The sequence below is a fragment of the Tatumella sp. JGM91 genome, assembly GCF_018257575.1.
Taxonomy (GTDB): domain Bacteria; phylum Pseudomonadota; class Gammaproteobacteria; order Enterobacterales; family Enterobacteriaceae; genus Tatumella; species Tatumella punctata.
On record NZ_JAERJP010000008.1, the window covers coordinates 105,484 to 131,882 of the forward strand.

Annotated in this window: 24 protein-coding genes; 12 read left to right on the top strand and 12 right to left on the bottom strand. The window is 51.3% G+C overall.

Annotated elements, in window-relative coordinates; genetic code table 11:
* The first annotated feature begins 36 nt into the window (after positions 1–36).
* Positions 37–957, top strand: coding sequence for an HTH-type transcriptional activator AaeR (aaeR, locus tag JK198_RS07470; protein ID WP_212707594.1), 921 nt, complete (start codon positions 37–39; stop codon positions 955–957).
* Between the two features lie 51 nt (positions 958–1,008).
* Here the strand turns inward: aaeR and tldD are convergent, their stop codons facing one another.
* The 8 genes from tldD to JK198_RS07510 all read right to left on the bottom strand — a co-directional run bounded on the left by tldD (position 1,009) and on the right by JK198_RS07510 (position 13,514).
* Positions 1,009–2,454: a metalloprotease TldD gene (gene tldD, locus JK198_RS07475; protein ID WP_212710929.1), complete on the bottom strand. Its 1,446-nt coding sequence runs from the start codon at positions 2,452–2,454 to the stop codon at positions 1,009–1,011.
* A 68-nt stretch (positions 2,455–2,522) separates the two neighbouring features.
* Positions 2,523–6,341: an AsmA2 domain-containing protein YhdP gene (yhdP, locus tag JK198_RS07480; RefSeq protein ID WP_212710930.1), complete on the bottom strand. Its 3,819-nt coding sequence runs from the start codon at positions 6,339–6,341 to the stop codon at positions 2,523–2,525.
* Positions 6,342–6,494: 153 nt separating this feature from the next.
* Positions 6,495–7,964, bottom strand: a complete 1,470-nt coding sequence (gene rng, locus JK198_RS07485) for a ribonuclease G (protein ID WP_212707591.1) — start codon at positions 7,962–7,964, stop codon at positions 6,495–6,497.
* Complete coding sequence (locus JK198_RS07490; protein WP_212710931.1) at positions 7,954–8,547, bottom strand: nucleoside triphosphate pyrophosphatase; 594 nt, start codon at positions 8,545–8,547, stop codon at positions 7,954–7,956. The genes rng and JK198_RS07490 overlap by 11 nt, the downstream gene beginning before the upstream one ends.
* A gap of 8 nt (positions 8,548–8,555) precedes the next feature.
* Complete coding sequence (mreD, locus tag JK198_RS07495) at positions 8,556–8,984, bottom strand: rod shape-determining protein MreD (RefSeq protein WP_249213077.1); 429 nt, start codon at positions 8,982–8,984, stop codon at positions 8,556–8,558.
* A gap of 59 nt (positions 8,985–9,043) precedes the next feature.
* A complete protein-coding gene (gene mreC, locus JK198_RS07500; protein WP_212710932.1) occupies positions 9,044–10,054 on the bottom strand; it encodes a rod shape-determining protein MreC in 1,011 nt (336 codons plus the stop codon).
* 147 nt (positions 10,055–10,201) lie between these two features.
* Positions 10,202–11,245, bottom strand: coding sequence for a rod shape-determining protein MreB (mreB, locus tag JK198_RS07505; protein WP_025903794.1), 1,044 nt, complete (start codon positions 11,243–11,245; stop codon positions 10,202–10,204).
* A gap of 337 nt (positions 11,246–11,582) precedes the next feature.
* Positions 11,583–13,514 (bottom strand): EAL domain-containing protein, encoded by a 1,932-nt coding sequence (locus JK198_RS07510; RefSeq protein WP_212710933.1) that lies wholly within the window; start codon positions 13,512–13,514, stop codon positions 11,583–11,585.
* Positions 13,515–13,750: 236 nt separating this feature from the next.
* Here JK198_RS07510 and msrP point away from each other — a divergent pair, with 236 nt between their 5' ends.
* The 8 genes from msrP to prmA all read left to right on the top strand — a co-directional run bounded on the left by msrP (position 13,751) and on the right by prmA (position 20,553).
* Complete coding sequence (msrP, locus tag JK198_RS07515; RefSeq protein ID WP_212707586.1) at positions 13,751–14,755, top strand: protein-methionine-sulfoxide reductase catalytic subunit MsrP; 1,005 nt, start codon at positions 13,751–13,753, stop codon at positions 14,753–14,755.
* Entirely contained in the window at positions 14,755–15,369 is a 615-nt protein-coding gene (locus tag JK198_RS07520) for a protein-methionine-sulfoxide reductase heme-binding subunit MsrQ (RefSeq protein ID WP_212710934.1), read from the top strand. Before msrP ends, JK198_RS07520 begins: the two co-directional genes overlap by 1 nt.
* 229 nt (positions 15,370–15,598) lie before the next feature.
* Positions 15,599–16,051, top strand: a complete 453-nt coding sequence (aroQ, locus tag JK198_RS07525) for a type II 3-dehydroquinate dehydratase (protein WP_212707584.1) — start codon at positions 15,599–15,601, stop codon at positions 16,049–16,051.
* 21 nt (positions 16,052–16,072) lie between these two features.
* Entirely contained in the window at positions 16,073–16,540 is a 468-nt protein-coding gene (gene accB, locus JK198_RS07530) for an acetyl-CoA carboxylase biotin carboxyl carrier protein (RefSeq protein WP_212707583.1), read from the top strand.
* A gap of 10 nt (positions 16,541–16,550) precedes the next feature.
* Complete coding sequence (accC, locus tag JK198_RS07535; RefSeq protein ID WP_212707582.1) at positions 16,551–17,900, top strand: acetyl-CoA carboxylase biotin carboxylase subunit; 1,350 nt, start codon at positions 16,551–16,553, stop codon at positions 17,898–17,900.
* Between the two features lie 70 nt (positions 17,901–17,970).
* A complete protein-coding gene (locus tag JK198_RS07540) occupies positions 17,971–18,213 on the top strand; it encodes a DUF997 family protein (RefSeq protein ID WP_212710935.1) in 243 nt (80 codons plus the stop codon).
* Positions 18,203–19,660, top strand: a complete 1,458-nt coding sequence (panF, locus tag JK198_RS07545) for a sodium/pantothenate symporter (protein ID WP_212707580.1) — start codon at positions 18,203–18,205, stop codon at positions 19,658–19,660. Before JK198_RS07540 ends, panF begins: the two co-directional genes overlap by 11 nt.
* A gap of 11 nt (positions 19,661–19,671) precedes the next feature.
* Positions 19,672–20,553 (top strand): 50S ribosomal protein L11 methyltransferase, encoded by an 882-nt coding sequence (gene prmA, locus JK198_RS07550; protein WP_212707579.1) that lies wholly within the window; start codon positions 19,672–19,674, stop codon positions 20,551–20,553.
* Between the two features lie 136 nt (positions 20,554–20,689).
* Here prmA and JK198_RS07555 read toward each other — a convergent pair whose 3' ends face one another.
* Entirely contained in the window at positions 20,690–20,977 is a 288-nt protein-coding gene (locus tag JK198_RS07555) for a hypothetical protein (protein WP_212707695.1), read from the bottom strand.
* Between JK198_RS07555 and dusB the strand changes: the two genes are divergently transcribed.
* Both dusB and fis read left to right on the top strand, forming a co-directional pair.
* Positions 20,929–21,894 carry a tRNA dihydrouridine synthase DusB gene (gene dusB / locus JK198_RS07560; protein WP_212710936.1) on the top strand — a complete coding sequence of 322 codons (966 nt, stop codon included), beginning with the start codon at positions 20,929–20,931 and terminating at the stop codon, positions 21,892–21,894. The genes JK198_RS07555 and dusB overlap by 49 nt on opposite strands.
* A 24-nt stretch (positions 21,895–21,918) precedes the next feature.
* Positions 21,919–22,215 (top strand): DNA-binding transcriptional regulator Fis, encoded by a 297-nt coding sequence (gene fis / locus JK198_RS07565; protein ID WP_000462905.1) that lies wholly within the window; start codon positions 21,919–21,921, stop codon positions 22,213–22,215.
* 151 nt (positions 22,216–22,366) lie between these two features.
* Here the strand turns inward: fis and JK198_RS07570 are convergent, their stop codons facing one another.
* Both JK198_RS07570 and JK198_RS07575 read right to left on the bottom strand, forming a co-directional pair.
* Complete coding sequence (locus JK198_RS07570; RefSeq protein ID WP_349290196.1) at positions 22,367–23,338, bottom strand: PDR/VanB family oxidoreductase; 972 nt, start codon at positions 23,336–23,338, stop codon at positions 22,367–22,369.
* A gap of 8 nt (positions 23,339–23,346) precedes the next feature.
* Positions 23,347–24,378: a Rieske 2Fe-2S domain-containing protein gene (locus JK198_RS07575; protein WP_212710937.1), complete on the bottom strand. Its 1,032-nt coding sequence runs from the start codon at positions 24,376–24,378 to the stop codon at positions 23,347–23,349.
* Positions 24,379–24,501: 123 nt separating this feature from the next.
* Between JK198_RS07575 and JK198_RS07580 the strand changes: the two genes are divergently transcribed.
* A complete protein-coding gene (locus tag JK198_RS07580) occupies positions 24,502–25,440 on the top strand; it encodes a LysR family transcriptional regulator (RefSeq protein WP_212707576.1) in 939 nt (312 codons plus the stop codon).
* A gap of 111 nt (positions 25,441–25,551) precedes the next feature.
* On the opposite strand, the gene JK198_RS07585 is transcribed toward JK198_RS07580, so the two are convergent.
* The gene (locus JK198_RS07585; RefSeq protein ID WP_212710938.1) at positions 25,552–26,388 is read right to left on the bottom strand and encodes a hypothetical protein; all 837 of its coding nucleotides are present in this window, start codon (positions 26,386–26,388) and stop codon (positions 25,552–25,554) included.
* Positions 26,389–26,399: the final 11 nt, after the last annotated feature.

The window sequence follows — 26,399 nt, forward strand, 5'->3', positions numbered from 1 at the left end:
TATGTGACATAAATCACTTTTAAGTCAGAGTTAATAATGGAACGGTTAAAAGGTATGTCAGTTTTTGCGAAGGTTGTCGACCTGGGGTCCTTCACAGCCGCGGCTCGTCAGCTCCGGCAAAGTGTTTCCTCAGTCAGCCAGACAATCGCGAAACTGGAAGATGACTTACAGGTTAAATTACTCAACCGTAGTACCCGCAGTATTGGTTTAACCGAAGCAGGCAGGATTTATTATCAGGGCTGCAAACGGATGCTAAACGAGGCATCGCAGGTCCATGAGCAAATTTATGCGTTTAATAACACGCCAATTGGTATGCTGCGTATCGGCAGTACCACTACCATGGCCCGGAACGTACTGTCACCGATGACAGCCAAACTGCTGAATGACTTCCCGGGACTGAGCGTTAATCTGATCACCGGTAACCCTTCTCCGGATTTGATTGCTCATGGGCTGGATTTAGTGATCAAAGCCGGCAAACTGGAGAATTCGGCTTTATTCTCACGACGGCTGGGAAGTATGCCAATGGTACTCTGTGCATCCGCACATTTTCCGGAACTGCGTAATTTACCGGCCAGCCCCGAAGAATTAGAACGTTTTGTCTGGCTGGAATACAGTGTTTCGCCTTATAACCAATTCAGGCTGATAGCCCCCGACGGTCATCACCTGAAGATGTCGCCGAAAGGACGGTTTGCGACCAATGATCCCCTGACGTTGATTGGCTGGCTGAAAGCCGGTTCGGGGATCGCTTATATGCCGCTGATGTGGGTACTTGATGAAATCAAACGCGGTGAAATTGAGATCCTGTATCCCCGGTATCAGTCGGAACCCCGCCCTGTTTATGCGCTGTTCACCGAACGGGACAAATTACCCCTGAAAGTACAGGTATGTATTGATTATCTGACAGAATACTTCCGGGAAATGGCAGTAAAGTATCAGGAATATCGTGCCAGACTCTGACCCGCATCACTTTATCAGCACTACGGGTCAGCCTCAGAGAGCAAACGCTGCTCAGGCGGTCCCGCCGACGGTCAGTTTATCCAGTTTCAATGTCGGTTGTCCTACGCCAACCGGTACGCTCTGCCCGTCTTTTCCGCAGACACCAACTCCTTTATCCAGCGCCAGGTCATTACCGACCATCGAAACCTGCTGCATCGCTTCGATACCGGAACCAATCAGGGTCGCCCCTTTGACAGGTGAAGTAATCTTTCCTTTTTCGATCAGGTACGCCTCAGAGGTCGAGAATACAAATTTACCGGAAGTAATATCTACCTGACCACCACCAAAGTTTGGCGCATACAGCCCGAATTCAACACTTTCAATAATATCCTGTGGCGTTGATTTCCCTGCCAGCATGTAAGTATTGGTCATCCGTGGCATCGGTAAATTCGCATAAGATTCACGGCGGCCGTTACCGGTCGGTGACACACCCATTAGCCTGGCATTCAGCTTATCCTGCATATAACCTTTAAGAATACCGTTTTCAATCAGTACATTATACTGACCAGGTACGCCTTCATCATCGATGGCCAGAGAGCCACGGCGTCCGGACATGGTGCCATCATCAACAATAGTGCAGAGTTCTGAGGCCACTTGCTGTCCTAGTTTCCCGCTAAAAACCGATGTTCCGCGGCGGTTAAAGTCGCCTTCCAGACCATGGCCTACGGCTTCATGCAATAGCACTCCCGGCCATCCTGCACCCAGTACTACCGGCAAGGTACCTGCCGGTGCGGCGATTGCCGAGAGGTTGACCAGAGCCATACGGACCGCCTCTTTTGCCCAGGCATCGGCACGGACATCCCCGTCTTCGTCGGCAAGGAAAAAGTCATAACCGGTACGCGCACCACCACCACTGGCACCACGTTCACGTTTACCCTGGTCCTCGACCTGTACACTGACCGACAATCTGACCAGCGGGCGAATATCTGCCGCCAGAGTACCGTCAGTCGCAGCCACCAGTACCTGTTCATAAACACCTGTCAGACTGACACTGACTTCCTGTACCCGCGGATCAGCTACTCTGGCGACCTTATCCACCCGGTGTAATAAGGCTATTTTATCATCACGGGTCAGGCTATCCAGCGGATTCAGTACCGGATAGCGCGGAGTATGATCCACTTTCGCCAGTGTTTTTATTTTTCCGTTACCCGCTTCACGGACAATACTGCGCGCAGCTTCTGCACTCCGGGTCAGTGCTTTCAGCGTCAGTTGATCGGCATAAGCAAAACCGGTTTTTTCGCCACTGATGGCACGGATGCCCACACCCTGATCGATATTCCACGATCCGTCTTTAATAATACCGTCTTCGAGTACCCAGGATTCATGGTAACTCGACTGAAAGTAAAGGTCGGCATAATCCAGACGGCGTTCTGAAAGCTGGCCTAACCGGGAAAATAGATCCTGCTGTGTAATGTTATTAGCAGTTAGCAGGTGCTCACTTACCAGACTCAGTGTCATCGTTTCTCACTCGTATTATCGCGTTTAGATATAGCCTGCTGTAATTCTGCTCTGTCGTCAAATCTGAGTCATTTCTCAGACCGTGGCTGACGCAGTACTTCTTCTATTTGCGGATCGTCCATCGTGCCACCAATATGATAGCGTAGCAGTGAAATTTTATTCCACAGCGGCGCCAGTACTTTACTGGCGGCAAATACCGCCGCGCCAACCACCGGATTGATCACAAATGCAGTAGCCACGCTGACCGAGGTCGAAAGTTCAGGCGCAACCACCGCTTCAAAGTCTAAGCGCCGTCTGACAAAATCAGCTTTGCCCTGCATAGCAATATCCGCTTCCAGCCCGTCGATCAGCAAATTGTCAGTCTGTAATACCCCGTTTTCAATCCATGCGGTGCCTGAGACCGAATCAAAGTAGAAGCCTTTATTGCTGAAAGTATCTTTAAAATCAAAGCTGAGTTTACGTAATAATGCATCCACGCTCACCAGCCGCAGTAACTGACCGGCTCTGCCGGTGCTGATATTTTCAACCACACCTTTACCAGTGTTCAGCTTCAGTATACCGCTCAGGCTTGAAATGTCCGGTTTCCAGGGGACATTCCGCCAGTGTAAATCATAATCAAGAGTCACAGGAGCTTCCCTGACCGGGGTAGTCACACCAAACCACTGACTGGTCTGACCAATATCCTTACTGCTCAGCTGACCTTTAAGGGCCGAACGCGGAGCCCCCGGAATATTGTCCCATTCTCCGCTGATCTTCAGCCGGGCCTGGCCGGAATCTACCTGGCCATTAGTGAGTACTAACTTGCTTCCTGAGGGGGTCAGGCGACCGGCAACTCTGCCAAAATTCTGCCCGGCAAACCAGCACTGCTGGCAATTCATCTGCAGAGCTGGCCACTGGCTGAAATTGAGTGCCGGGGTATCTGTATCCTGACGATTCAACAGCGCCCCTGATACTGACTGCGGATTGTAATACAGATAATTCAGATCCAGCTGCCATGGCTGACGCTGGTTTATCCGTAACTGACCACGAATTTCTTTACCCGAAGCTGTAACCTGTGTATTCCCCGCAACTGACTGTGACAGGGAGACCGTCAGATCATTCCAATACTGCCCGCCCAGATTCAGTGACTGTGTATGTAACTCTATATTCCCCGGCAGTTTCAGCTGTCCGACAGCTGGCACTGAAGATGGTATTGATTTCGCGGATGACAGGTGATTACTGCCGAATAATGACAGCCATTGTTCACCCTCCAGTGGCGGTAAATTCAGTACCATCGCCCCTGTGGCAGGTAGCGCAGGGATCTTAGTGGTATTATTTTTCCAGATTCCGCGCTCAAGTCGTAGCTCCGGCTCCAGCAGCCAGCGGCTGGTGAAACGCTGAGCGTTACCGGCACTGCCATTCAGAATAAAACTCTGCAGGTCACCCGTCACGTTAACCGAAAACGGGAACTGACCGCCAGCTGGTTTCGATAGCGGAGCAGGTAAGTGACTGCTTACACCACCGGCATCGCCGCTGATATTCACTTTATAGCTGGCTTCACCGTGATAGGGTAAACGAATATCCACGTTACCCTGCCACGGAAAACGTCCTCTGAGTCGTGAGCGCAGAACATCCGGCAGTACCGTTAATGTTGCCGGAGACCAGACAGATTGCAGACCGACGTTGACGGTAAAGTCGTCTTTTTGTTGCTGAGTGGAAAAACTGAAAGTCACTGGCTGCCCAAACCATGTCGCCTGAACAGGATCACTGCTTAATGCGCCATTGTTATAGCGGAAATTACCACGCAGGTTCTTCAGGGTGGTTTTCAGGGGCCGGATAAATAAATCATTGTGGTTAAATACCACATTTCCGGTGGCTGTCACCGCTTTTCCGTCCAGCGGAATATCCAGATTCAGATGGCCGCTGACATCACCTTTAATCTGTAACTGAGCTAAGGCTGCTGCCAGCGATGTTTCCAGCGGCGTTTGTTTAAAATAGTCATGGATATCGCTGCCGCTGCCGGAGATATCCCCATTAATAATCAGCTTTTCTTTACTGTAGTCCGGAATATCTGCGGTGACATTCGTCGCGACAGCGTTACCGAGCTGTGCCCGCGGTGCTTTCATCCACAGACCGTCGTTAGAAAAATTAAGGTCGATATTCAGGTTTTTGAGCGCCGGCCAGTCCGGCTGGAAGGCATAGGTGGCATCACGTAACGGTACACTGACCTGAAACATCCCTTCGTTATGCCTGAACGGAAAATCATGGGGATTACCGGCAAAAAGCAGTGTCGCATTACGGGTATTCCCCCCTTTAATCGCCCCGCTCAGATAATCGGTCAGCCCTTTCCCCATCAGATGATGGGGAAAATACCGCCAGGCATCTCCGGCATCAGACACACTGATGCCCGCCAGGATATCCAGACGCGGCTGCCCTTTGGCCGACTGTTGATAACGAAAATCACCACCCGCGTTAACCGAACGGGCAACCGCTTTCATATTTTTTCCGTCCAGCAACAAATTCCCCTGCCGGGTATCCCACGTCAGATCCCCGGAAAAAGACTGCATTTCAAGCGGTGCGCGGAACATATCCCCTATCGTGATATTCTGAGGTCCCCCGGCAATCGTCAGCTGGCCATTATCGAAACTGCCACTGCCGCTACCTGATAGTCCGCTGACCGCTGGTACTGACTGGGATTGCTGCCACCCCAGATCATGCCAGCTGGCCTGAAAACGGCTTTGCTGCGGATGCTGTAACGAAAAATCGACCGCCAGTCTATCCACACTGCCCTGAGGCTGCAGTGCCTGCCAGTGTTCGGCAAGCTCAGGTGCCAGCGGAGAAACCAGTGGCATCAGTGGTGCGAGACGCTGTAAATCAAGATGCGTGGCCCGTAACCTGATTTCAGAGGCATCTGCCGCCGGTAGCAGATTGTTCCCTTCAGGCTGCCAGTATAAGGATAAAAGCCCCTGCGGCCAGCGCTGCTGATCCGTTTCCAGCCCCGTCTGAGGGATCGCCAGAGTCCAGCCAGGACCGGACCGGGACAGATGTGCGGTCAGATTATCAACCGTTAACTGATGCTGCTGAGGTCCTGCCTGCCAGAGGGCACTGCCTTTACTCAGCAGTAAATCTCCTGAATCCATAACGCCATCTTTTAAAGTCACCCAGGCATTCAGGCTGAATTTTGCAGTTTGCAGTGTTGTGTTGTCATGCATCCAGCGCCCCAGCCAGGGTTTTACATCAACTGCATCCGCCTGTAACCAGATACGGCCATTATCAATGGTCTGTTTAACATCCCGCAGATCCAGCCTGACTTTCACCACACCATGTTGTCCGGTAAAGCTGCTCAGGCTGACTTCACCCTCAGCACGGTGCCGTTTACGCTCATTAAACCAGGTCAGACTGGGGATGGCCAGTTTGACTATTTGCCCGGACGGGGCGGGAAAGGTAACGCTGCTGTCACGCAGGATAAAGTGGTCAAACTGATGCAAAAAAAGGTTATTCAGCTGTTCGGAAGCCAGATGCCCGCTGCCGGCAGAGGAGGTGGCGGGTAAAGCAGGAAGCGTCAGTTGCAGTTGCCAGAAAGTCAGGTCACGGAATTGCAGACGGGCATGGAGTAATGACTGCCAGACATCAAGTGCCAGCCGGACATGAGAGACTTCCAGTTCGGTGCCATCATCAAGGGTACTGTGCAGATCTTTGATTTCGATGGCGGGGCCGAAGTTTTCCCAGCGTCCGGTCAGTTCACCGGCGCTCAGGTTGCTGTCAGTGATGGCAGAGACAACTGACATAATACGGGGCCGGTAGTCGTTCATATAAGGCATCAGGATACGTAATCCGCTGATCAGCAACGCAACAATCACTATCAGCGCAGCAACGATCAGCGATAATATCCGGGGCAAACGCCTCACACAATTCTCCTTGAGATGCACTCAGTACACGAATCCGACAATACACAACCAATATGGCTGGCAGATATCCCTGCCCGTCCTGCAGTATAGCCGATCAGCGGCTTAACATCCCCCCGCCAGCGGAGAATACTTCCCCCGTCAGATCAGGGAAGATTACATCATAACCACATCAAACTGTTCGCGGGTGTACAGTGGTTCGGCATGAATTTTGACCTGTTTGCCGATAAAAATTTCCAGCTCAGCCAGTGCGTGAGACTCTTCACTCTTTAATGCCTCACCCACCGCCGGTGAAGCATACACCAGGAAGCGGTCCGTATCGTAGGCATGATGTACGCGGACAATTTCACGCATAATCTCGTAACACACGGTTTCAATCGTTCTGACGGAACCTCGCCCCTGACAGGAGGGACATTGTCCGCAGAGCACATGCTCAAGGCTTTCGCGGGTACGTTTACGGGTCATTTCCACCAGTCCCAGCGCAGAGAAGCCATGAATACCGGTTTTCACCCGGTCACGGCTCAGAGCCCCCTCCAGGGAGTGCAGCACGCGACGACGATGCTCGCTGTTTGCCATATCAATAAAGTCGATAATAATAATCCCCCCCAGGTTACGTAACCGTAGCTGGCGGGCAATAGCCTGTGTCGCCTCGATATTGGTATTAAAAATCGTCTCTTCGAGATTACGGTGGCCGACAAATGCTCCCGTATTAATATCGATGGTGGTCATGGCTTCAGTCTGGTCGATAATCAGATAACCGCCGGACTTCAGCTCCACTTTACGCTCCAGCGCCCGCTGGATTTCGTTCTCGACATCATACAAGTCAAATACTGGCTGCTTACCGCTGTACAGTTCCAGTTTCTGAGTCACTTCCGGCATATATTCTGCGGTAAATTCCAGCAGTAGCTCGTAGGTCTGACGCGAGTCGATACGGATACGATCTAATTCTGCTTCTGCAAAATCGCGCAAGATCCGCTGTGCCAGCGCCAGCTCACCGTAAAGTAACGAACGGGTCTGATTCCTTTTTTTGCGCTCAGACACTTTACCCCACAGCCGTTTCAGGAATGCCGCATCCCGCGCCAGCTCTGTTTCACCGACGCCTTCTGCCGCCGTGCGGATAATAAAACCGCCGTTTTCGTCACAATAGTCTGCAACGACATTTTTCAGCCGCTCCCGTTCCTGCTCGCTTTCTATGCGCTGAGAAACACCGACATGAGAAGCCCCTGGCATAAAAACCAGATAGCGCGACGGTAAGGTTATATCCGTGGTGAGCCGTGCACCCTTGGTACCCAGCGGATCTTTCACCACCTGTACCATCAGGTCCTGTCCCTGGCGTACCAGTTCGCCAATATCACGGACATTAAATTTTTTCTGTTCTTCGCCGGCAACACACTCAGTATGGGGCATAATGTCCGACGCGTGCAGGAATGCCGCCTTTTCCAGACCAATATCAACAAATGCCGCCTGCATACCAGGTAACACCCGGCTGACCCTGCCCTTATAAATATTACCCGCTATCCCCCGTTTGGATTCCCTGTCAATATGGATTTCCTGCAGGATACCGCCATCAATATAGGCAACCCGTGTCTCCGAAGGAGTCACATTTACAAGTAATTCAGCCGTCATGATTATCCTTTTCCGCCGCTAACTTTTGTAACTGCCCGAGTAATTCTTCCGTCTCAACCAACGGAAGTCCGACTACCGCGTGATAACTGCCAGCGATAGAGCGGACAAAGCGCCCCCCTTTGCCCTGAATGCCATAAGCACCGGCTTTATCCATCGGTTCTCCGCTGGCAATATACTGATCAATATCTTCCGTGCTGAGCTGACGAAAGGTAACCTCAGTAATGACTTTACTGGTCAGAGAAAATTTCCGGTTTGCCACAGTAACCGCCGTTATCACCTGATGCGTTTTTCCAGAAAGCATCGCCAGCATCTGTCGGGCATGGACTTCATCACGTGGCTTTTCCAGCACTCTGCCTTCAGTCACTACGATGGTATCCGCGCCAATCACCGGTAAGTCCTGCGGTGCAATACGGACACCGGCTTGTGCCTTATCGACCGACAAACGACACACATAATCCTGCGGAGATTCGTCCTGATGACGGCACTCTTCAACGTCAGTCACTAAACGAGCAAAAGTAAGCCCTGACAGGGCCAGCAGTTCCTGACGCCGCGGAGAACCGGAAGCAAGATATAAGCTGTGCATAGGGTTCCTTACTGAACAGCAAACTGATAACGAATTTTACGCATCAGCAAAAATAACCACGGCCAGAGAATACCGTTAACCAGCCCACCCCAGAAAATTTCCGGACGAAAGGCAACATCGCTGACCATAAATTCTGCCCAGAACACCACGACATCGACAAACAACGACAATACCGTCACCATACAGGCCTGTTGCCAGAGGGCGAGATTACGGAATAGCTGAAATTTGTAAGCCACCAGATAGGCGACCAGACTTAATGCCAGTGCACGGACACCGAGGGTCGAACCAACAATAAGGTCCATTACCGCCCCGAGGAAAAAACCCGTCCCCACATTCACTCTGTGGGGTAAAGCCAGTACCCAGTACAGCAGAATAAGCAGTACCCATGATGGCCGGAACATATAAATTTGCTCCGGCCACGGCATCACTTCCAGCATCAGAGCAATAATAAAAGATAGCCAGATGACCCAGCGGCCCTGGCTGCGGTAACGGCTGCTCAAGGACGTTCTCCACGCACAGTATCTGCTGATGGCGTGGTGCTGGTGCTGCCGGTGCCGGCTGAATAATCACTGGTGGCCGTCTTACCTGCTTCACCTGCCGGTGGCAGTACCTGTGGCATCATTTGCATCAGTCGCTGATCCGCCGCCTGATGTACCGCTTCCGGCGTTACTAAATTGCTGTCTGTATCACCCGCGCCCCACAGCAACAACAGGTAACGCAGACGCTGTAACCCGGCCGTCGGCCTGGCCTGAATAATTGTTGCTGCCTGTCTGGTGTCCACTGTTACCGAAGAGACAACGGCCACCGGATACCCTTCAGGAAAACGCCCGCCCAGCCCGGAGCTGACTAACATATCACCCACCCGGATATCAGGGGTACCGGACATATTTTCCAGTTGCAGACTTTCTGAACACCCGGTCCCGGAGGCGATAGCACGGACATCATTACGTAATACCTGAACCGGTAAAGCATGGGATGCATCGCAAATCAGCATCACCCGGCTGCTGAATTTTCCGACAGAGACCACCTGACCGACGACGCCTTTATCACTAATCACCGGCTGACCTTCATAAACCCCGCTATCACTGCCCCGGTCAATGATCACCTGGTCACTGTAAGGATCTGCCCCGGCGGAGATCACCTGAGTAATCATTTTACGCTCACCCGGACGCAAGGGGGAACCGAGCAGCTCCCGCAGCCGGATATTTTCTTCTTTATACTGATCCAGCAGCAGCAACTGGCTATTCTTCAGCATCAGTTCCCGGCGTAATGCGGTATTTTGCTGTTCCAGCATTTGCCGTGAGGCAAAGGTTTCAGCAGCACCATCCAGAAAACGTCTCGGGCCATCAGCCAGAAAGTAAAACGGGCTTACCGAAGTATCAAGATAGCTGCGGATCTCGCGGAAAGAACTCATACGGCTATCAGCGATGATGATCGCTATCGCAGCAACTACTGCTAATACTAAGCGTAACTGCAGAGACGGTCCTCTGCTAAAAATCGGCTTCATAAATCCTGCGTGTTCCTCGACAAATATAAAGGGAGTGCGATTAGCCTGCACTCCCTTAGGCTGGACACGTCATCATTGGGTGTACATAAAGAGCAACGTGGCCGGCGAAAAACGCCAGCCAAAACATTACAGCTCTGCCAGCAAGGATTACTCTTCGCTGAACAGGTCCCCGCCGTGCATATCAATCATTTCCAGAGCTTTACCCCCACCGCGCGCGACACAGGTCAGCGGATCTTCAGCCACCACAACCGGGATACCGGTTTCTTCCATTAACAGGCGCTCCAGGTTCCGTAACAGTGCACCACCGCCTGTCAGGACCATACCCCGTTCTGAAATATCAGAAGCCAGTTCCGGCGGACATTGTTCCAGTGCCACCATGACTGCACTGACGATACCGGTTAACGGTTCCTGCAATGCTTCGAGGATCTCGTTGGAATTCAGGGTGAAACCGCGGGGAACACCTTCTGCCAGGTTACGGCCACGAACTTCAATTTCCAGAACTTCGTCGCCCGGATATGCAGAACCAATCCCGTGCTTGATGCGTTCGGCGGTCGCTTCGCCAATCAGTGAACCATAATTCCGACGGACATAATTGATGATAGCTTCATCGAAACGATCTCCCCCGATCCGGACTGATGACGAATAGACAACACCATTCAGAGAGATAACCGCGACTTCGGTGGTCCCCCCGCCGATATCCACGACCATGGAACCAGTCGCTTCAGAAACCGGCAGTCCGGCACCGATAGCCGCTGCCATAGGTTCTTCTATCAGGAAGACTTCACGGGCACCGGCACCTAATGCCGATTCACGGATAGCGCGACGTTCAACCTGGGTTGCTCCTACAGGCACACAGACCAGTACACGCGGACTCGGGCGCATAAAGCTGTTACTGTGCACTTGTTTAATAAAGTGCTGAAGCATTTTTTCGGTAACGAAAAAGTCTGCAATCACACCATCTTTCATCGGGCGAATCGCTGCAATATTACCAGGTGTACGACCCAGCATCTGTTTAGCTTCCTGGCCAACAGCTGCAACACTTTTTGGCGAGCCGGCACGATCCTGACGGATAGCAACCACAGAAGGCTCGTTCAGCACGATGCCTTGTCCTTTTACATAAATCAGGGTATTGGCGGTACCCAGGTCAATGGACAAGTCATTAGAAAACATGCCACGAAATTTTTTAAACATACTAAGGGGTAATCCTGCAAGCTGGGGGCGGAAAATAAAATCCGCTTACTTTACCAACCACTCGGAGCTGCCACAAGGCGCAAAAACATTCGACTCCGGTGAAAAAATAATCAATTGTAGATTTCTGTTATCATCGGCTATGACAACGCTCATCACAACACTGTAAACCCGACATTTTTCGGACAGACACATTTACCACTGACTCATGTCAGAAACAAAATCTAACATTTAGTGTTTAATTACTGGCTATCGCTATTCTGCGCGGACATTGAATTCATCAATGAAGAAAACAAATCCCTGCTCAGCAGGCTATTCCGCTCTCCGGCTGCCTTTTTTATCAGTTATCACGATGTACAAATTTAACCGGTAAGGGTGGCGCAATATAATCACCTTGTCCACCGCTAACCCCTAAATTTACCAGCGTCAGCCACTCTTCCTGTGTCCTGATCCCGGTAGCAAAGACTAATGTCGAACTGGAAAGGCAACTCTCTGCCAGACTGCTGACCAGTAACTGATTTTCAGGACGCCGGTCGATATTACGTACCAGCCCGGAGTCCAGTTTGACGATCTCTGGTTTCACCTGCTGTAAATAAGCACTGCTGACCAGTGTTTGCCCGGCCTGACTGACCACAATCCGGCACCCGAAGGCTGTCAGTCCACGCAAAACAGGCAGTAACCGGCAAATATGTTGACCGACATCTGCTTCAGCAAGTTCAAATAAAAAGTGTTTTCTTTGCGGCTGGGGGACATGTAATAGCATCTTATACAGCCATTGCACAAAAGAACCCTGTAACAAAGCATCTGTTGTCAGCGGGAATGACCATGCCTCTGGTTTGCCCGCCGCAGACAAGCTAATGATCTTCGTTAGCAACTGACGATCCCAGCAGGCAGCCATCCCCATATCGCAGACCAGCGGCATATACTCTGCCGCTAAAATATATTTTTTATCTTCTTTAATCCGTCCCTGAAGCGCCCGGTGGTGCACCTTTCCCTGCAAGTCAGTCACCGCTTTCTGATATAATCGCGGCCCGCCCTGCTGATAGGTTTTATCGAGCAATGTCCGCCAGCGTACGCTGCCACGGCCCATAGCGACGGCATGACTTTCTTCCACAGCCCAGTTATTCCCGCCCAGCAGCGTTGCCCTGCGCATAGCGATATGTAGCTGCTCCATCACTCCGGCTACTGACTGACCACGCCGCCAGTCACTGATCGCAATATGAATAAAATCTTCTTTATCATAATGATGCAGAGGCACCAGCGCGTCTGCCGCAGTCAGTAACTTAGCCGCAATGCTTTCAGCATCTTTCAGTGAACGATGCGGCAGCAGTACCGCATAATCCTGCTGAAAATAGCGGGCCAGTAATGCTCCGGGGTAGCAGGAGAGCAAAGCCGATATCCCATGCAAAAATTCGAACAGCCGCTGATTATCATCCTGGCCGCAGTTTCCTGTGCCGGGCAAATCAGCTTCGGAAAACCGAATCATCATGATACAGCCATGGTCACTGGCCTCTTCCTGTGTATCCAGTAAGGTGGCAAAACGATTATCAAAAAACAGCCGGTTATGCAGACCGCTTTCCGTATCCAGTGATGCAAATTCACGGATAAGCTTGTCAATCCTTGCCCGCCGGACCCCGGCCTGCTCTATTTCCTGTAATAAACGGTCCAGCGCCTGACCAATACCTGCTGGCCACTCTCCGCGATCCCCTTTCACTCCCGCAGAACGTTCTCCCTGTAATATCCGCCGGGTACGGGCTTCGAGTAAGGCAACACCCGTTGACTGCCGCAGTAACCAGAAATGCAATAACACCAGTAATACAGACATCACCAGCACGACAATACCCATAAAGACAAATGTTGATATTCCGATAAACGAACGCAGCCAGGTCCAGGCCGGATTAAGCATCGCAATACGCAATGTCAGAGAAGGATGGTAAAGCAACGGGGCAGAAAAAGAGTAAAACTGATTGGGCGTATCTTCAACCAGCGGAACTTCATGACGGCTCAGGGAAAGTACCGCCTGCTTACCATCATATAACTCGAGCTTTTCAATATTGACGACCGGCATAATGCCACGCAGCCATGGCTCCATTTCTGCCGGGGTATGGTTAAACAAGGACTGATCCACGGAGGTTGTCAGTGTATTAAACTGATGCTTAATTCTCTCTTTATTCAGCCATAGAAAACTGGCAATACACCCTGATAACATCAGTAGCATCGCCAGCATACTGACGAAAGTAATCACAGCGGTAAGGCGGGCTGTTGAACGCATCCATGTGCTCCCTGAGACAATGTCCATAAGACATTCACCACTCCGGGCGAATGTTCGGACAAAAATACCACATTGCTGCCAGCGAAACAGTGATAGTCCGTGGCAAATACATTTTTTTTACACTATTCGTTTTCACAGCCCCGGACATTGAGGATAGGATAAATACTGTCCCGGCGAGTACCACCGCTGATAAATACCTTATGCCCACCTGAATTTTCCTAAAGGAAGCCCTGACGATGCGAAATCCTTTCAAAGAATCGGACGTTACTCCCGAACAGGTATTTAATCGTTCCCGTCGTGAGCTGCTGAAAATACTGGGGATCAGCGGTGCAGCCCTGACGCTCCCCGCGACCGCCAGGGCCGGGCTGTCCGACTGGCTTACGGGTTTATCTGCGCCCCCTTCGCCGGTAACCGATACCCGCCCGATAGATTTTTCGTCTCCCGCCGAATGGCAGGCTGGATTACCCCTGACGCCGGAGAATAAGGTCGAAGGTTATAATAACTTTTACGAATTCGGGATGGATAAAGCTGACCCGGCAGCTAACGCCAGCCATTTTAAAACGTCCCCCTGGCAAATCACTGTCGATGGTGAGGTATCCAGACCCGTCACCCTCAGCATGGAAGATATTTTTAAAAAATTCCCGATGGAACAACGGATTTACCGCATGCGTTGTGTTGAAGCCTGGTCAATGGTCGTACCATGGATAGGGTTCAGTCTGGCCTCACTGCTTAAACTCGCCGATCCCACCAGCCATGCCCGATATGTCGCTTTTCAGACCCTGTATGATCCACAGCAGATGCCCGGCCAGCGGGAGGGGCTGAACAGTGCCGGACTGCAGTATCCTTATGTGGAAGGTCTGCGACTGGATGAAGCCATGCATCCGCTGACCTTATTAACCACCGGTGTCTACGGGAAAACCCTGCCCCCGCAAAACGGTGCACCACTCAGACTGATCGTTCCGTGGAAATATGGTTTTAAAGGTATTAAATCGATAGTAAAAATCAGCCTGACCCGTGAACAACCACCAACAACCTGGAACCTGCTGGCTGCCGATGAGTATGGCTTTTATGCCAACGTTAACCCGCATGTTGATCACCCTCGCTGGTCACAGGCAACTGAGCGCGTTATTGGTGCTGGCGGACTTTTCGATGTCACCCGCCAGCCAACCCGAATGTTTAACGGCTATGCCAGCGAAGTGGCCGGTCTCTACCAGGGCATGGATTTACGGAGAAACTTTTAATGGCGAACCGGGAACGCAAAGCGTCTGTAAAATTGCTGATCGTCAAAGGTTTGTTACATCTTCTTGCTTTTAGCCCGTTTATCTATCTGCTGCTGGCGGTACGTGCCGGAGCATTCAGTGCCGACCCGGCAAAAGACATTCAGCAATTCACCGGGCTGACCGGGTTAAAACTCCTGACAGTCACCCTGCTGATCAGCCCTTTGTCCCGCTGGTTTCACCAGCCTCTGCTGTTGCGCTGCCGGCGGCTTATCGGATTATGGTGCTTCGCCTGGGCTACCCTGCATCTGCTCAGCTACTATTTTCTTGAACTTGGCAGCGGTAATTTAGCGTTACTGGCTCAGGAAATTATTCGCCGCCCCTATCTGACCCTCGGGATGCTCAGCTGGGTCGTCTTGTTATTACTGGCCGCGACATCCTTTTACAGAATACAACGGCGGATGGGAAAACGCTGGCAGCAACTGCATAATTGTATTTATCTGCCGGCAATTCTGGTGCCGCTGCATTATCTGTGGTCAGTGAAAGCCTGGCCCCTGCAACCTTTTATCTGGCTGACACTGGCGCTGTTACTCTGTGTCTTGCGTTCCCGGAAATTACTGCGAAAAACTCACCTTTGAAATTATCTGATTGGCTTCTTACGCTAATTTCTGTTAAAAAGCTCCGCAGAGTGACAAGTAACTAAACTTCGCAGATAAAACGACTATTGTGCGGCGAATTGCGACGAAACAGGTATACTTAAAAAAATCCCCCTGCAATAGCACCTCTTTTTCACCAGAATGGGTGACAAATGATTACAGGGAGAGTATTTTACGCGATGTCTTTATTATTGCAGGAGATAGCTACACGATGGCTGATAACTTTCATATTTTAGTTCTGCAAGGTCCGAACCTTAATTTGCTGGGAACCCGTGAACCTGAGACCTATGGTCACATGACACTACAGGATATTACCCGCCAGTTAGACCAGACCGCACAGCAACTTAATGTGAAACTGAGTCACCTGCAATCGAATGCGGAATATCAGTTGATTGACCGTATTCATGAGGCAAAAGGCAATGTGGATTTCATTATTATTAATCCTGCCGCATTTACGCACACCAGCGTAGCCCTGCGTGATGCATTGCTGGCGGTAAGTGTCCCTTTCATCGAAGTGCATCTCAGTAATGTGCATGCCCGTGAAACTTTCCGTCATCACTCATATCTGTCTGATATTGCTGTTGGCGTCATCTGCGGATTAGGCGCCGACGGGTACAGCTGGGCTTTACAAACGGCAGTTAAACGCCTGTCAAATTCAAATTAAACAGAGTACGGAACCACACTCATGGATATTCGTAAGATTAAAAAACTGATCGAACTTGTTGAAGAATCCGGCATCGCCGAGCTCGAGATTTCTGAAGGTGAAGAATCAGTTCGCATCAGTCGCTCACCTGCAAATATGGGCTACCCGGTTATGCAGCAGGCCTACGCAGCACCATTAGCCCCTGCGCCTGCCGCTGCACCAGCAGCCGCTGTTGCGCCAGTCGCAGAGCCAGCAGCAGCCAGCAACGAAATCAGTGGCCACATTGTGCGTTCACCGATGGTAGGGACCTTCTACCGCACGCCAAGCCCGGACGCTAAAGCTTTTGTTGAGGTCGGACAAAAAGTGACCGCCGGTGAAACTCTGTGCATCGTTGAAGCAATGAAAATGATGAACCAGATCGAAGCCGACAAGTCCGGTGTTGTCAAAGCTATCCTGGTAGAAAGCGGCCAACCTGTTGAATTTGACGAGCCACTGGTCGTCATCGAATAACGAGGCAACCATGCTGGAAAAATTAGTTATTGCTAACCGCGGCGAAATTGCTCTGCGTATTTTACGTGCCTGTAAAGAACTGGGCATTAAAACCGTTGCAGTACATTCCACCGCGGACCGTGACTTAAAACACGTACTGCTGGCAGACGAAACCGTATGTATTGGTCCTGCCCAGTCCGTAAAAAGCTATCTGAATATTCCTGCGCTGATTTCTGCTGCAGAAATCACCGGTGCGGATGCTATCCATCCGGGGTATGGCTTTTTATCTGAAAACGCTGATTTTGCAGAACAGGTTGAACGCTCAGGCTTTATTTTCGTTGGCCCGAAAGCCGATACCATTCGCCTGATGGGCGATAAAGTCTCTGCAATCCATGCCATGAAAAAAGCAGGTGTACCTTGCGTGCCGGGTTCCGATGGATTCCTTGGCGATGACATGGACAAAAACCGCGAAATCGCTAAACGTATCGGTTATCCGATTATCGTTAAAGCTTCCGGCGGCGGCGGCGGGCGTGGTATGCGTGTCGTCCGTGGCGAAAAAGATCTGGAACAGTCGATTAATATGACCCGTGCGGAAGCAAAAGCTGCTTTCAATAACGATATGGTCTATATGGAAAAATACCTGGAAAATCCTCGCCACGTCGAGATCCAGGTCCTGGCTGACGGTCAGGGCAATGCCATTTATCTGGCAGAGCGTGACTGTTCTATGCAACGTCGCCATCAGAAAGTCGTGGAAGAAGCACCGGCTCCGGGGATCAGCGCGGAACTGCGTAAATTTATCGGTACCCGCTGTACTCAGGCGTGTATTGATATCGGTTATCGCGGTGCAGGAACCTTTGAGTTCTTATTTGAAAACGGCGAATTTTATTTCATCGAAATGAATACCCGTATTCAGGTAGAACATCCGGTAACGGAAATGATCACCGGTGTTGATCTTATCAAAGAGCAATTACGTATTGCCGCCGGTCTGCCTCTGGCGATTAAGCAGGATGATGTGGTGGTCAGCGGACATGCGATTGAGTGTCGTATTAACGCAGAAGACCCGAATACCTTCCTGCCTAGCCCGGGTAAAATTACGCGTTTCCATGCGCCGGGTGGTTTTGGTGTGCGCTGGGAGTCGCATATTTACTCCGGCTATTCCGTGCCTCCTTACTACGACTCAATGATTGGTAAACTCATCACTTACGGTGAAACCCGCGAAGTTGCTATCTCCCGCATGATCAATGCGCTGGGTGAGCTAATCATTGATGGTATTAAAACTAATATCGATCTGCAGTTAAAAATTATGGCCGATGAGCATTTCCAGGCCGGTGGAACCAATATCCACTATCTGGAGAAAAAGCTGGGGCTGCAGGAAAAATAATTTTTTCCTGAGTAAAATTCCAGGGCCGGATCTTCCGGCCTTTTTATTTGCCTTATGGTTGAGGTTAGCCATGGATTCCCGCTTTATACAAGCCAATAAAGAGGCCCGCTGGTCTGTATTACTGACCCTCGGCTGGCTGCTTGTCTGGTCTGTAAGCGCATGGCAGGGAGGAAATACCCCGGGAGTATTTGGTTTTCCCCGCTGGTTTGAATTATCCTGTCTGTTTGCTCCGTTGTTGTTCCTGTTGTTATGCGCCCTGATGATCCGCTTTCTGTTCCGCGATATTTCGCTGGAGGATGGCGATGAACACTAAAATACTGATCCCGCTGCTGGCATATTTGTTAATCGTTGCCGCTATCTCTCTGTTTGCCGTTTATCAGCAGAAACGCGCTACGGGGACTTTTCTGAACGAATATTTCCTCGGCGGAAGGACCCTCGGCGGATTTTTGCTGGCAATGACACTGACCACCGCCTATATCAGCGCCAGTTCGTTTGTTGGCGGGCCGGGTGCCGCCTATAAATACGGACTTGGCTGGGTTTTTCTGGCAATGGTTCAGGTTCCCGCCGTCTGGTTATCTCTGGGGGTTCTGGGGAAGAAATTTGCTATTCTCGCCCGTCGCTACAATGCGGTAACCCTGAACGATATTCTGTATGCCCATTTCAGGAGTAGCCTGGTGGTCTGGCTGGCCAGTATTACCCTGCTACTCGCCTTTATCGCGGTGATAACAGTACAGTTTATTGGTGGCGCAAGGCTGCTGGAAACGGTTGCCGGAGTCCCCTACAGCCAGGGATTACTGACTTTCGGCGGGGTGATCGCTTTGTATACCGCGCTGGGCGGATTCCGCGCCAGTGTACTGAATGATGCGATGCAGGGCATAGTGATGCTGGCAGGGACGTTCCTGCTGTTATTTGCCGTGATCCACGCAGCCGGCGGCCCGGCCCATGCAGTCGCGACACTGAAACAGATTAATCCGCAGCTGATCGACCCGCGGGGTGCAGGCAATATCATCACCGGACCGTTGTTAGTCTCCTTCACGGTACTGGTCTGCTTCGGGGTACTGGGGCTGCCAAACACGGCTATCCGCAGTATGTCCTATCGTGACAGTAAAGCGGTACACCGGGGGATCTTTATCGGGACCCTGGTGATGACCCTGCTGATGCTGGGTATGCACCTGGCAGGAGCTCTGGGCAGAGCGGTGATCCCTGACCTGCATATTCCTGACCTGGTTATCCCGACACTGATGATCAAAGTGTTACCGCCTTTTGCCGCAGGCATTTTTCTCGCCGCGCCGATGGCGGCCATCATGTCGAACGTCAATGCCCACTTACTTCAGGCATCAGCGACCCTGATTAAAGATCTCTATCTGCGGGTATTACCGCAGCGTGCAGGCAATGAACGTCATTTGCGGCGTTTATCCACTCTGCTGACATTAGGGCTGGGTGTGCTGATGATACTGACTGCATGGCGGCCACCGGATATGCTTATCTGGATGAATCTGCTGGCATTCGGCGCACTAGAAACAGTATTTCTCTGGCCACTGCTGCTGGGTTTATACTGGCAGTCTGCAAACGCTACCGGCGCTGTCAGTAGTATGCTGTGCGGAGCGGTCAGCTATACCCTGCTCGCCAGTTTTGATATTCACTGGTGGAATTTCCATCCGATAGTTCCGTCACTGTTACTGAGTCTGGCCGCGTTCCTGATTGGCAACCGGCTGGGTAAACCCGCACCTCAGGCGATGATGCCGGGTGCGAAGAAATAAAGAGATATGCTATGCCCTGGATCCAGATAAAAATTAATACTTCCGGCACAGATGCGGAAGAAATTGGTGATGCACTGATTGAAACCGGTGCTGTTTCTGTCACTTTTGAAGATACTCATGATAATCCTGTCTATGAACCTATGCCGGGAGAAACTCCCTTGTGGGGCGATACGGATGCTATTGGTCTGTTTGATGCAGAAACGGATATGCAGCAGGTCGTTGCAATGCTGGCGCAGCATCCGCAACTAGGTGACGGATTTCGCCATAAAATCGAACAGATAGAAGATAAAGACTGGGAACGCGAATGGATGGATAACTTCCACCCGATGTGCTTTGGTGAACGCCTGTGGATTTGTCCGAGCTGGCGTGAAGTCCCTGATCCTGATGCCGTGAATGTGATGCTGGATCCGGGTCTGGCATTTGGTACCGGCACCCACCCGACAACATCGTTATGTCTGAGCTGGCTGGATAGTCAGGATCTGACGGGCAAGACAGTGATCGATTTTGGTTGCGGATCGGGGATCCTGGCGATCGCCGCCCTGAAACTGGGGGCCAGCCATGCTATCGGGATTGATATCGATCCGCAGGCTATTCAGGCCAGCCGGGAAAATGCCAGCCGTAACGGTGTTTCTTCGCGGCTGGATCTGTATCTGCCACATCAGCAGCCATCTGATTTAAAAGCCGATGTTGTGGTAGCCAATATTCTGGCAGGCCCGCTACGCGAACTGGCACCATTGATCAGTGTATTGCCTGAAACCGGCGGTAAGCTGGCCCTGTCCGGTATTCTGGCAAGCCAGGCTGAGGATGTTTGCGAAGCCTATGCGGATAAATTTGTGCTCGACCCCGTGGCAGAGAAAGAAGAGTGGTGCCGTATCACCGGCCAGCGCAGCTGACTGACCACTGCACACTCCGGGGTAACCACCACAGAGTGTGCTTTACCGTTATTTTCCGGCCCCGCACAGCACTGCTGATTTTTTACCTGATATCTGCCTTTTTATGGCAAATTTTATACTGCAGATATGCTGTAAATTATGTTTGTGACTGTTTTTTATCTTGTATATCAAGGGTGAAGAAAGAAATTTTTTCCGCCTCCCCGCGAATATTTTGATGTAACTCATTGATATTAGTATTTATATTGTATCTGTCTGCTGCCTGATATTCATTTCCGTGATCAATGACGGCATATTGTTCAAAGTTTGGCCTTTCATCTTCGTTAAAAAATGCGTAATATACGCCGCCTTGCGAACATATAAGGTCATCTCTTTCCCATGCGCATTGGATCATACCAGCTTCGAAATCGACTGATTGCTGCGCCAATGGCCGGTATTACCGACAGGCCATTTCGTACGCTTTGTTTCGAGAACGGCGCAGGAATGACAGTATCAGAGATGATGTCATCGAACCCTGAAGTCTGGGCAAGTGACAAATCCAGACTGCGTATGGTGCACAGTGATGAGCCGGGTATCCGCTCAGTACAAATTGCCGGTGGTGACCCTGATGAGATGGCGGCGGCGGCACGGATTAATGCACAATCCGGCGCTCAAGTCATTGATATTAATATGGGTTGTCCCGCAAAGAAAGTGAACCGAAAGATGGCAGGTTCCGCATTGCTTCAGCACCCGTCGCTGGTAGAGTCTATTTTACGGGCGGTGGTTAATGAAGTGGATGTACCGGTCACCCTGAAGATCCGTACTGGCTGGAATACCGAAAATCGTAATTGTATAAAAATTGCCCAACTGGCCGAACGTTGTGGCATTCAGGCGTTAACCATCCACGGACGAACCCGCGCTTGTCTGTTTAATGGTAACGCAGAATACGACAGCATTCGGATAGTTAAGCAGAACGTGTCCATTCCGGTTATCGCGAATGGGGACATTACTGACCCGCATAAAGCCAGGGCCGTACTTGACTACACCGGAGCGGATGCTCTGATGATAGGCCGCGCGGCTCAGGGAAGACCCTGGATCTTCCGGGAAATCCAGCATTATCTGGACACAGGAGAGCTGCTTGCACCAAAGCCACTCGCCGAGGTGAAGCAAATGCTGATTGGACATATACGGCAGCTGCACGACTTTTATGGTCACGGCAAGGGATACCGTATTGCCCGAAAACACGTTTCCTGGTATTTACAGGAACATGCTCCTGATGACCAGTTTCGGCGCACATTCAACGCCATAGAGGATGCCAGTGAACAACTGGAGGCGTTGGAGGCATACTTCGAAAATCTTGCGTAAACGAAAAAAAGAGCTGAAAGAACTATGTTCGAACAACGCGTAAATTCTGACGTACTGACCGTTTCTACCGTGAATTCACAGGATCAGGTAACTCAAAAACCACTTCGTGACTCGGTTAAACAAGCACTGAAGAACTATTTTGCTCAGTTAAATGGTCAGGATGTTAATGACCTGTATGAGCTGGTACTGGCTGAAGTTGAGCAGCCTTTGTTGGACATGGTGATGCAGTATACCCGTGGCAACCAGACCCGTGCAGCACTGATGATGGGTATTAACCGCGGGACTCTGCGTAAAAAACTGAAAAAATACGGAATGAACTAATCATTCACCCGTAATAGTTTGAAAAGAAAGGCACTTTCCTGACGAGGACAGTGCCTTTTTTATGATGATTACGTCAGGCATGGCCTATTAATCTCAGAGACAGGATCCGGTACCGGCAGATAGCTTTCAAAAAATCTTCTGCGATTACTGCTCAGCGTTCTATCACCAGCTCTGCGGTGTGACTTCGGGAACAACACAATGCTATCTGCTGCTGGTCTGCCGATTTTTCCGCATCGGACTGTACCGTATCCCTGTGATCCACACGGCCCGATACAACCGGTGTCAGGCAGGCACCGCAAATCCCCATCTCACAGGAAAGAGGTACATCCACCCCGTTTTCCAGTAACACGGCGGCAATTGTTTTATCTGCAGGTACTCTGAATTGCCAGCCAGAAGAGGCCAGTGTAATAATAAAAGCATCACTGACACCGGCCGTTTGCGGTACTGCCGGCGGGCCAAAAGCCTCCATCTGAATATTTTCTTCCGGCCAGCCATACTGCAATGCCGTATTCATCATCTGCGTCATAAAACCTTCGGGCCCGCACAGCAAAATACGGGTCTCCGCTGAGGGGCTGAGTAACTCCTCCGGAATATGGTGCCTCGGAGAATCACCGTCGCTGCTGTACCAGAACCGGCAGTTACCATGCTGCAAAGGCCGTTGTAATTCGCGCTCAAATGCTCCGCACCCCGGCTTCTTCAGGTAATAATGCAGAACAAAGGGAGTTCCGCTGGCTTCAAGATGCTCAGCCATCGCATACAACGGCGTAATACCAATCCCGCCCGCCAGTAAAATAACCGGTCCCGACGCCGCCAGCGGAAACAGATTTTTCGGAACGCTGACTGTCAGCCGCTGACCGGGCCGCAACACATCATGAATATAAGCAGACCCGCCCCGTGACGCCTGATCGCGGGCGACGCAAATCTGATAGCGATATGGATCATTCCCTCGCCCGGTCAGTGAGTACTGACGGATCAGATGGTTACTCAGATAAAGGCTGATATGAGCCCCCGGCGCCCACCGTGGCAGCGGCTGACCGTCTGCGGCGACCAGTGCAACCCCCAGATTATTCTCCCCTTGTCGCCAGACAGCATCGACAATTACATCCACCGGTATATCCATCACTGTCGCTCCTATACCAGGAAAAACTCACCAAAACCCATTTTCTTCAGGCTGCGGCGGTAGGCAATTGAGCTTCTGTCAGCAGGAATATGAGTTTCCAGAGTCATATCCGATGGCAGATTTTCGGGTCGCTGCGTTTCCACCATCAGCCGGTCTTCTTCGAAGACCCGCCGGTTAAAATCACAGATATCCTGCACCGGAATATGCAGATCAAAGTTTCTGGCAATCGGCGCGAACATCCGTGTTTTCCTGGCCGATACCGGCGAGGCAGCATTCATAATCACCAGCCGTGACTCTCCCGGAAAATGGATCGTCAGTGTGGCCGTAAAAGGCAGATGCATTTCAAAATGCCGCAGCCAGACAAACCCCTCAGGCGCCTGCTCTTCAGAATCAGCCGCATAGTTGCTGACACTGCTTCGGTAATCGACACTAAACCCGGATTCGGTCTCCACCGGATGATAGGCTGGCACACTCTGGTTTTCCGGATCGGCGAACGTTTCGGTATGGACCCACGCAAAATGAGCCACGTCGAGAAAGCCTTCGACCTGCCGTCCGGCAAAACCATTCACATCAAACCCGGGGCAATTTATCTGCTGGAATCCGGAGCTATCCCATAAAGGCATCACCGGCAGAGCAACGGGGTTTTCTGCATCAGGTAACATACAGACCCAGACCAGACCGTAACGTTCCTCCACGTCAAAGGCCGTTAAATTAAGCTTTGCCGGAATCGCCTGCTCCGGACTTGAGGGGATACGGTTACATTTCCCCCCGCTACCGAAACGCAGCCCGTGATAAGGGCAGACAATCCCGCCGTCATCGGCAAAACCAAGGGTCAGGGGTACACCGCGATGAGGACAAAGATCTTTCGCCGCAACCACCTCTTCACCAATCCGGTACACCACCAGCGGTTCATCAAGGAGTACGGTTTTATACGGCGAAGTGCTGACATCAACAGAACGGGCCACCGGGTGCCAGTATCTGGCAAGACGCACCCAGTCATCAGGGTCGAAAGTACAATGGGCAGGAGGTGATATTCTGTTCATAACGTTATCCGCTCAGCTCAGGAAAAAGCATAGTGATTGTCAGGACATTCTGTCTGCACTAAGGTGTATCCGTCCATCAGCATTAATTCAGATCTATGTTGCAAAAAACTGTACAGGTGACCAATGACCCCGTTCTCACGTTTTGCTGCTTATTTTGCTGAAGTCGCCCGCTGCGGGAGCCTGCGCAAAGCAGCAGAAAAATTGCATGTCTCAGCTTCAGCCATCAATCGCCAGATCCTTCAGGCAGAAGAAAGTTTTGGTATCGCCTTATTTGAACGGTTGCCGGGGGGAATGCGTATGACCACTGCCGGAGAGTTACTCTATAGTGATCTGCTGAACTGGCAGCGGGATTTCAGCCTGACACAGCAACGTTTCGCTGATATTCAGGGGCTGAAACGCGGTAAGGTCGCCATTGGTCTGGTACAGGCTCTGACAGAAGGTCCATTATGCGGAGAAATTGGCAGCATCGCCCACGGGCAGCAATGGCTTGATATCGAACTGGCTGTTGAAAGCAGCCAGGTCGTCAGCAGAATGGTGCGGGATGCCGTCGTCGATTTCGGACTAATTCTCGATCCCGGCACCGTCAGCGGGATCGAGGTGATCGCGTTTGCCGAACTCGCGATGGGGATCGTTGTTCCCCCGCGGCACAGGCTCAGTGACCTGCCATCTGTATCTCTGTCTGAATTGCATGATCAGCGGCATATTATCCCCGGTAAGGGACTGGTAGTACACGATCGTGTACAGTCCCTGTATCAGCGTGCAGGTCAGCCACCGGCATCGGTGATTTCCTGTAATGATATTCGGCTGATCCGCAGCCTGGTGGCTAACGGAACCGGAATTTCGGTGCTCAGCCGGCTGGATGTCATGGAAGACCTCCGTCTTAACCGGCTGTGTTTTATCCCGATAAAGCATAATCCACTACGGCCGGTCACTCTCGGGCTCTGTACTGCTCCTTCGAGACAACTGTCACGGGCTGCGCAATATATGATCCAGCGTCTGTCGGGGATTATCGAGGAGATGAATAGCACTGCCGCGCCTGATGGTCTGCAGCACCGGTGGTAATATAATGTCAGCGATTATCCTGTCGCCGGAGAAAGGGGCAAAGCCCGTCTTCGGCGAGGATAAAAAAAGCGCTTCCGGCAGGAAAGCGCTTTTTCATCAGACTTACCAGACTTACTGCAGTGGCTGATTCAGTGCCGGTGTACCAAAAGCCACCAGCCGGGCATCAGATAACGCAAACCATTGCTGCCAGAAATTTTGCAGGCTATCCAGCGTCTTACCGCCAATGTAATGGCTGTCTTTGGCACTTAACAGCCCGGCCCCCAATACATAAATTTCTGCACCATCCATATCTGCCACTAAATTCTGCTGACGCACGCTGGCCAGTACTTTTGGTACATTCAGCTGACGGATCTGGTTATGCTGATAGAAGGACGCAGAATCACTGTTTTCCAGCATATCGCTGACCAGTAAGATAACCCGCTGACGGGCTGGCGATGTTTTAAGATCCTCACCAATATTTTTCAGCGAGTGCATAATCTCACTTTTCGGGATATCTGCCCTCGATTCCTGCATTGCCTTCACCAGCGCCCGTCCCCAGTTCTGCGTAAACTGAGATTTCTGCTGGCTGAGACAAATGTCCAGATCGTCCAGGTCATCCATCGGGATATCGCCACGGGCAGAGGAGGAAGGTGGCGTATCAAGCGTACTGTCGGCCACTAATTGCATATATTGCCCGGGCACCACCGCCGAGAAGGTATACAACTTTACCTCATCGCCGGGTTTAACAAATGCTGCGACTTTATCCCATACGGAATGCTGTAATACATCCGGCAAAACTACCGTCTGATCAATAACAACCGTCAGCTGGCGTCCGCTGGCCGGGGCCTGCCATTGCTGGGTATGAGTACGGGCATAACAGCTATCCGCCATCCCGCCAGCTTCCGCATTGGCGATCAGCGGGCTGCCTAACCAGCCAGCCAGCAGTAACCCGAGAAATCTTTTTTTCATTATTATTCTCC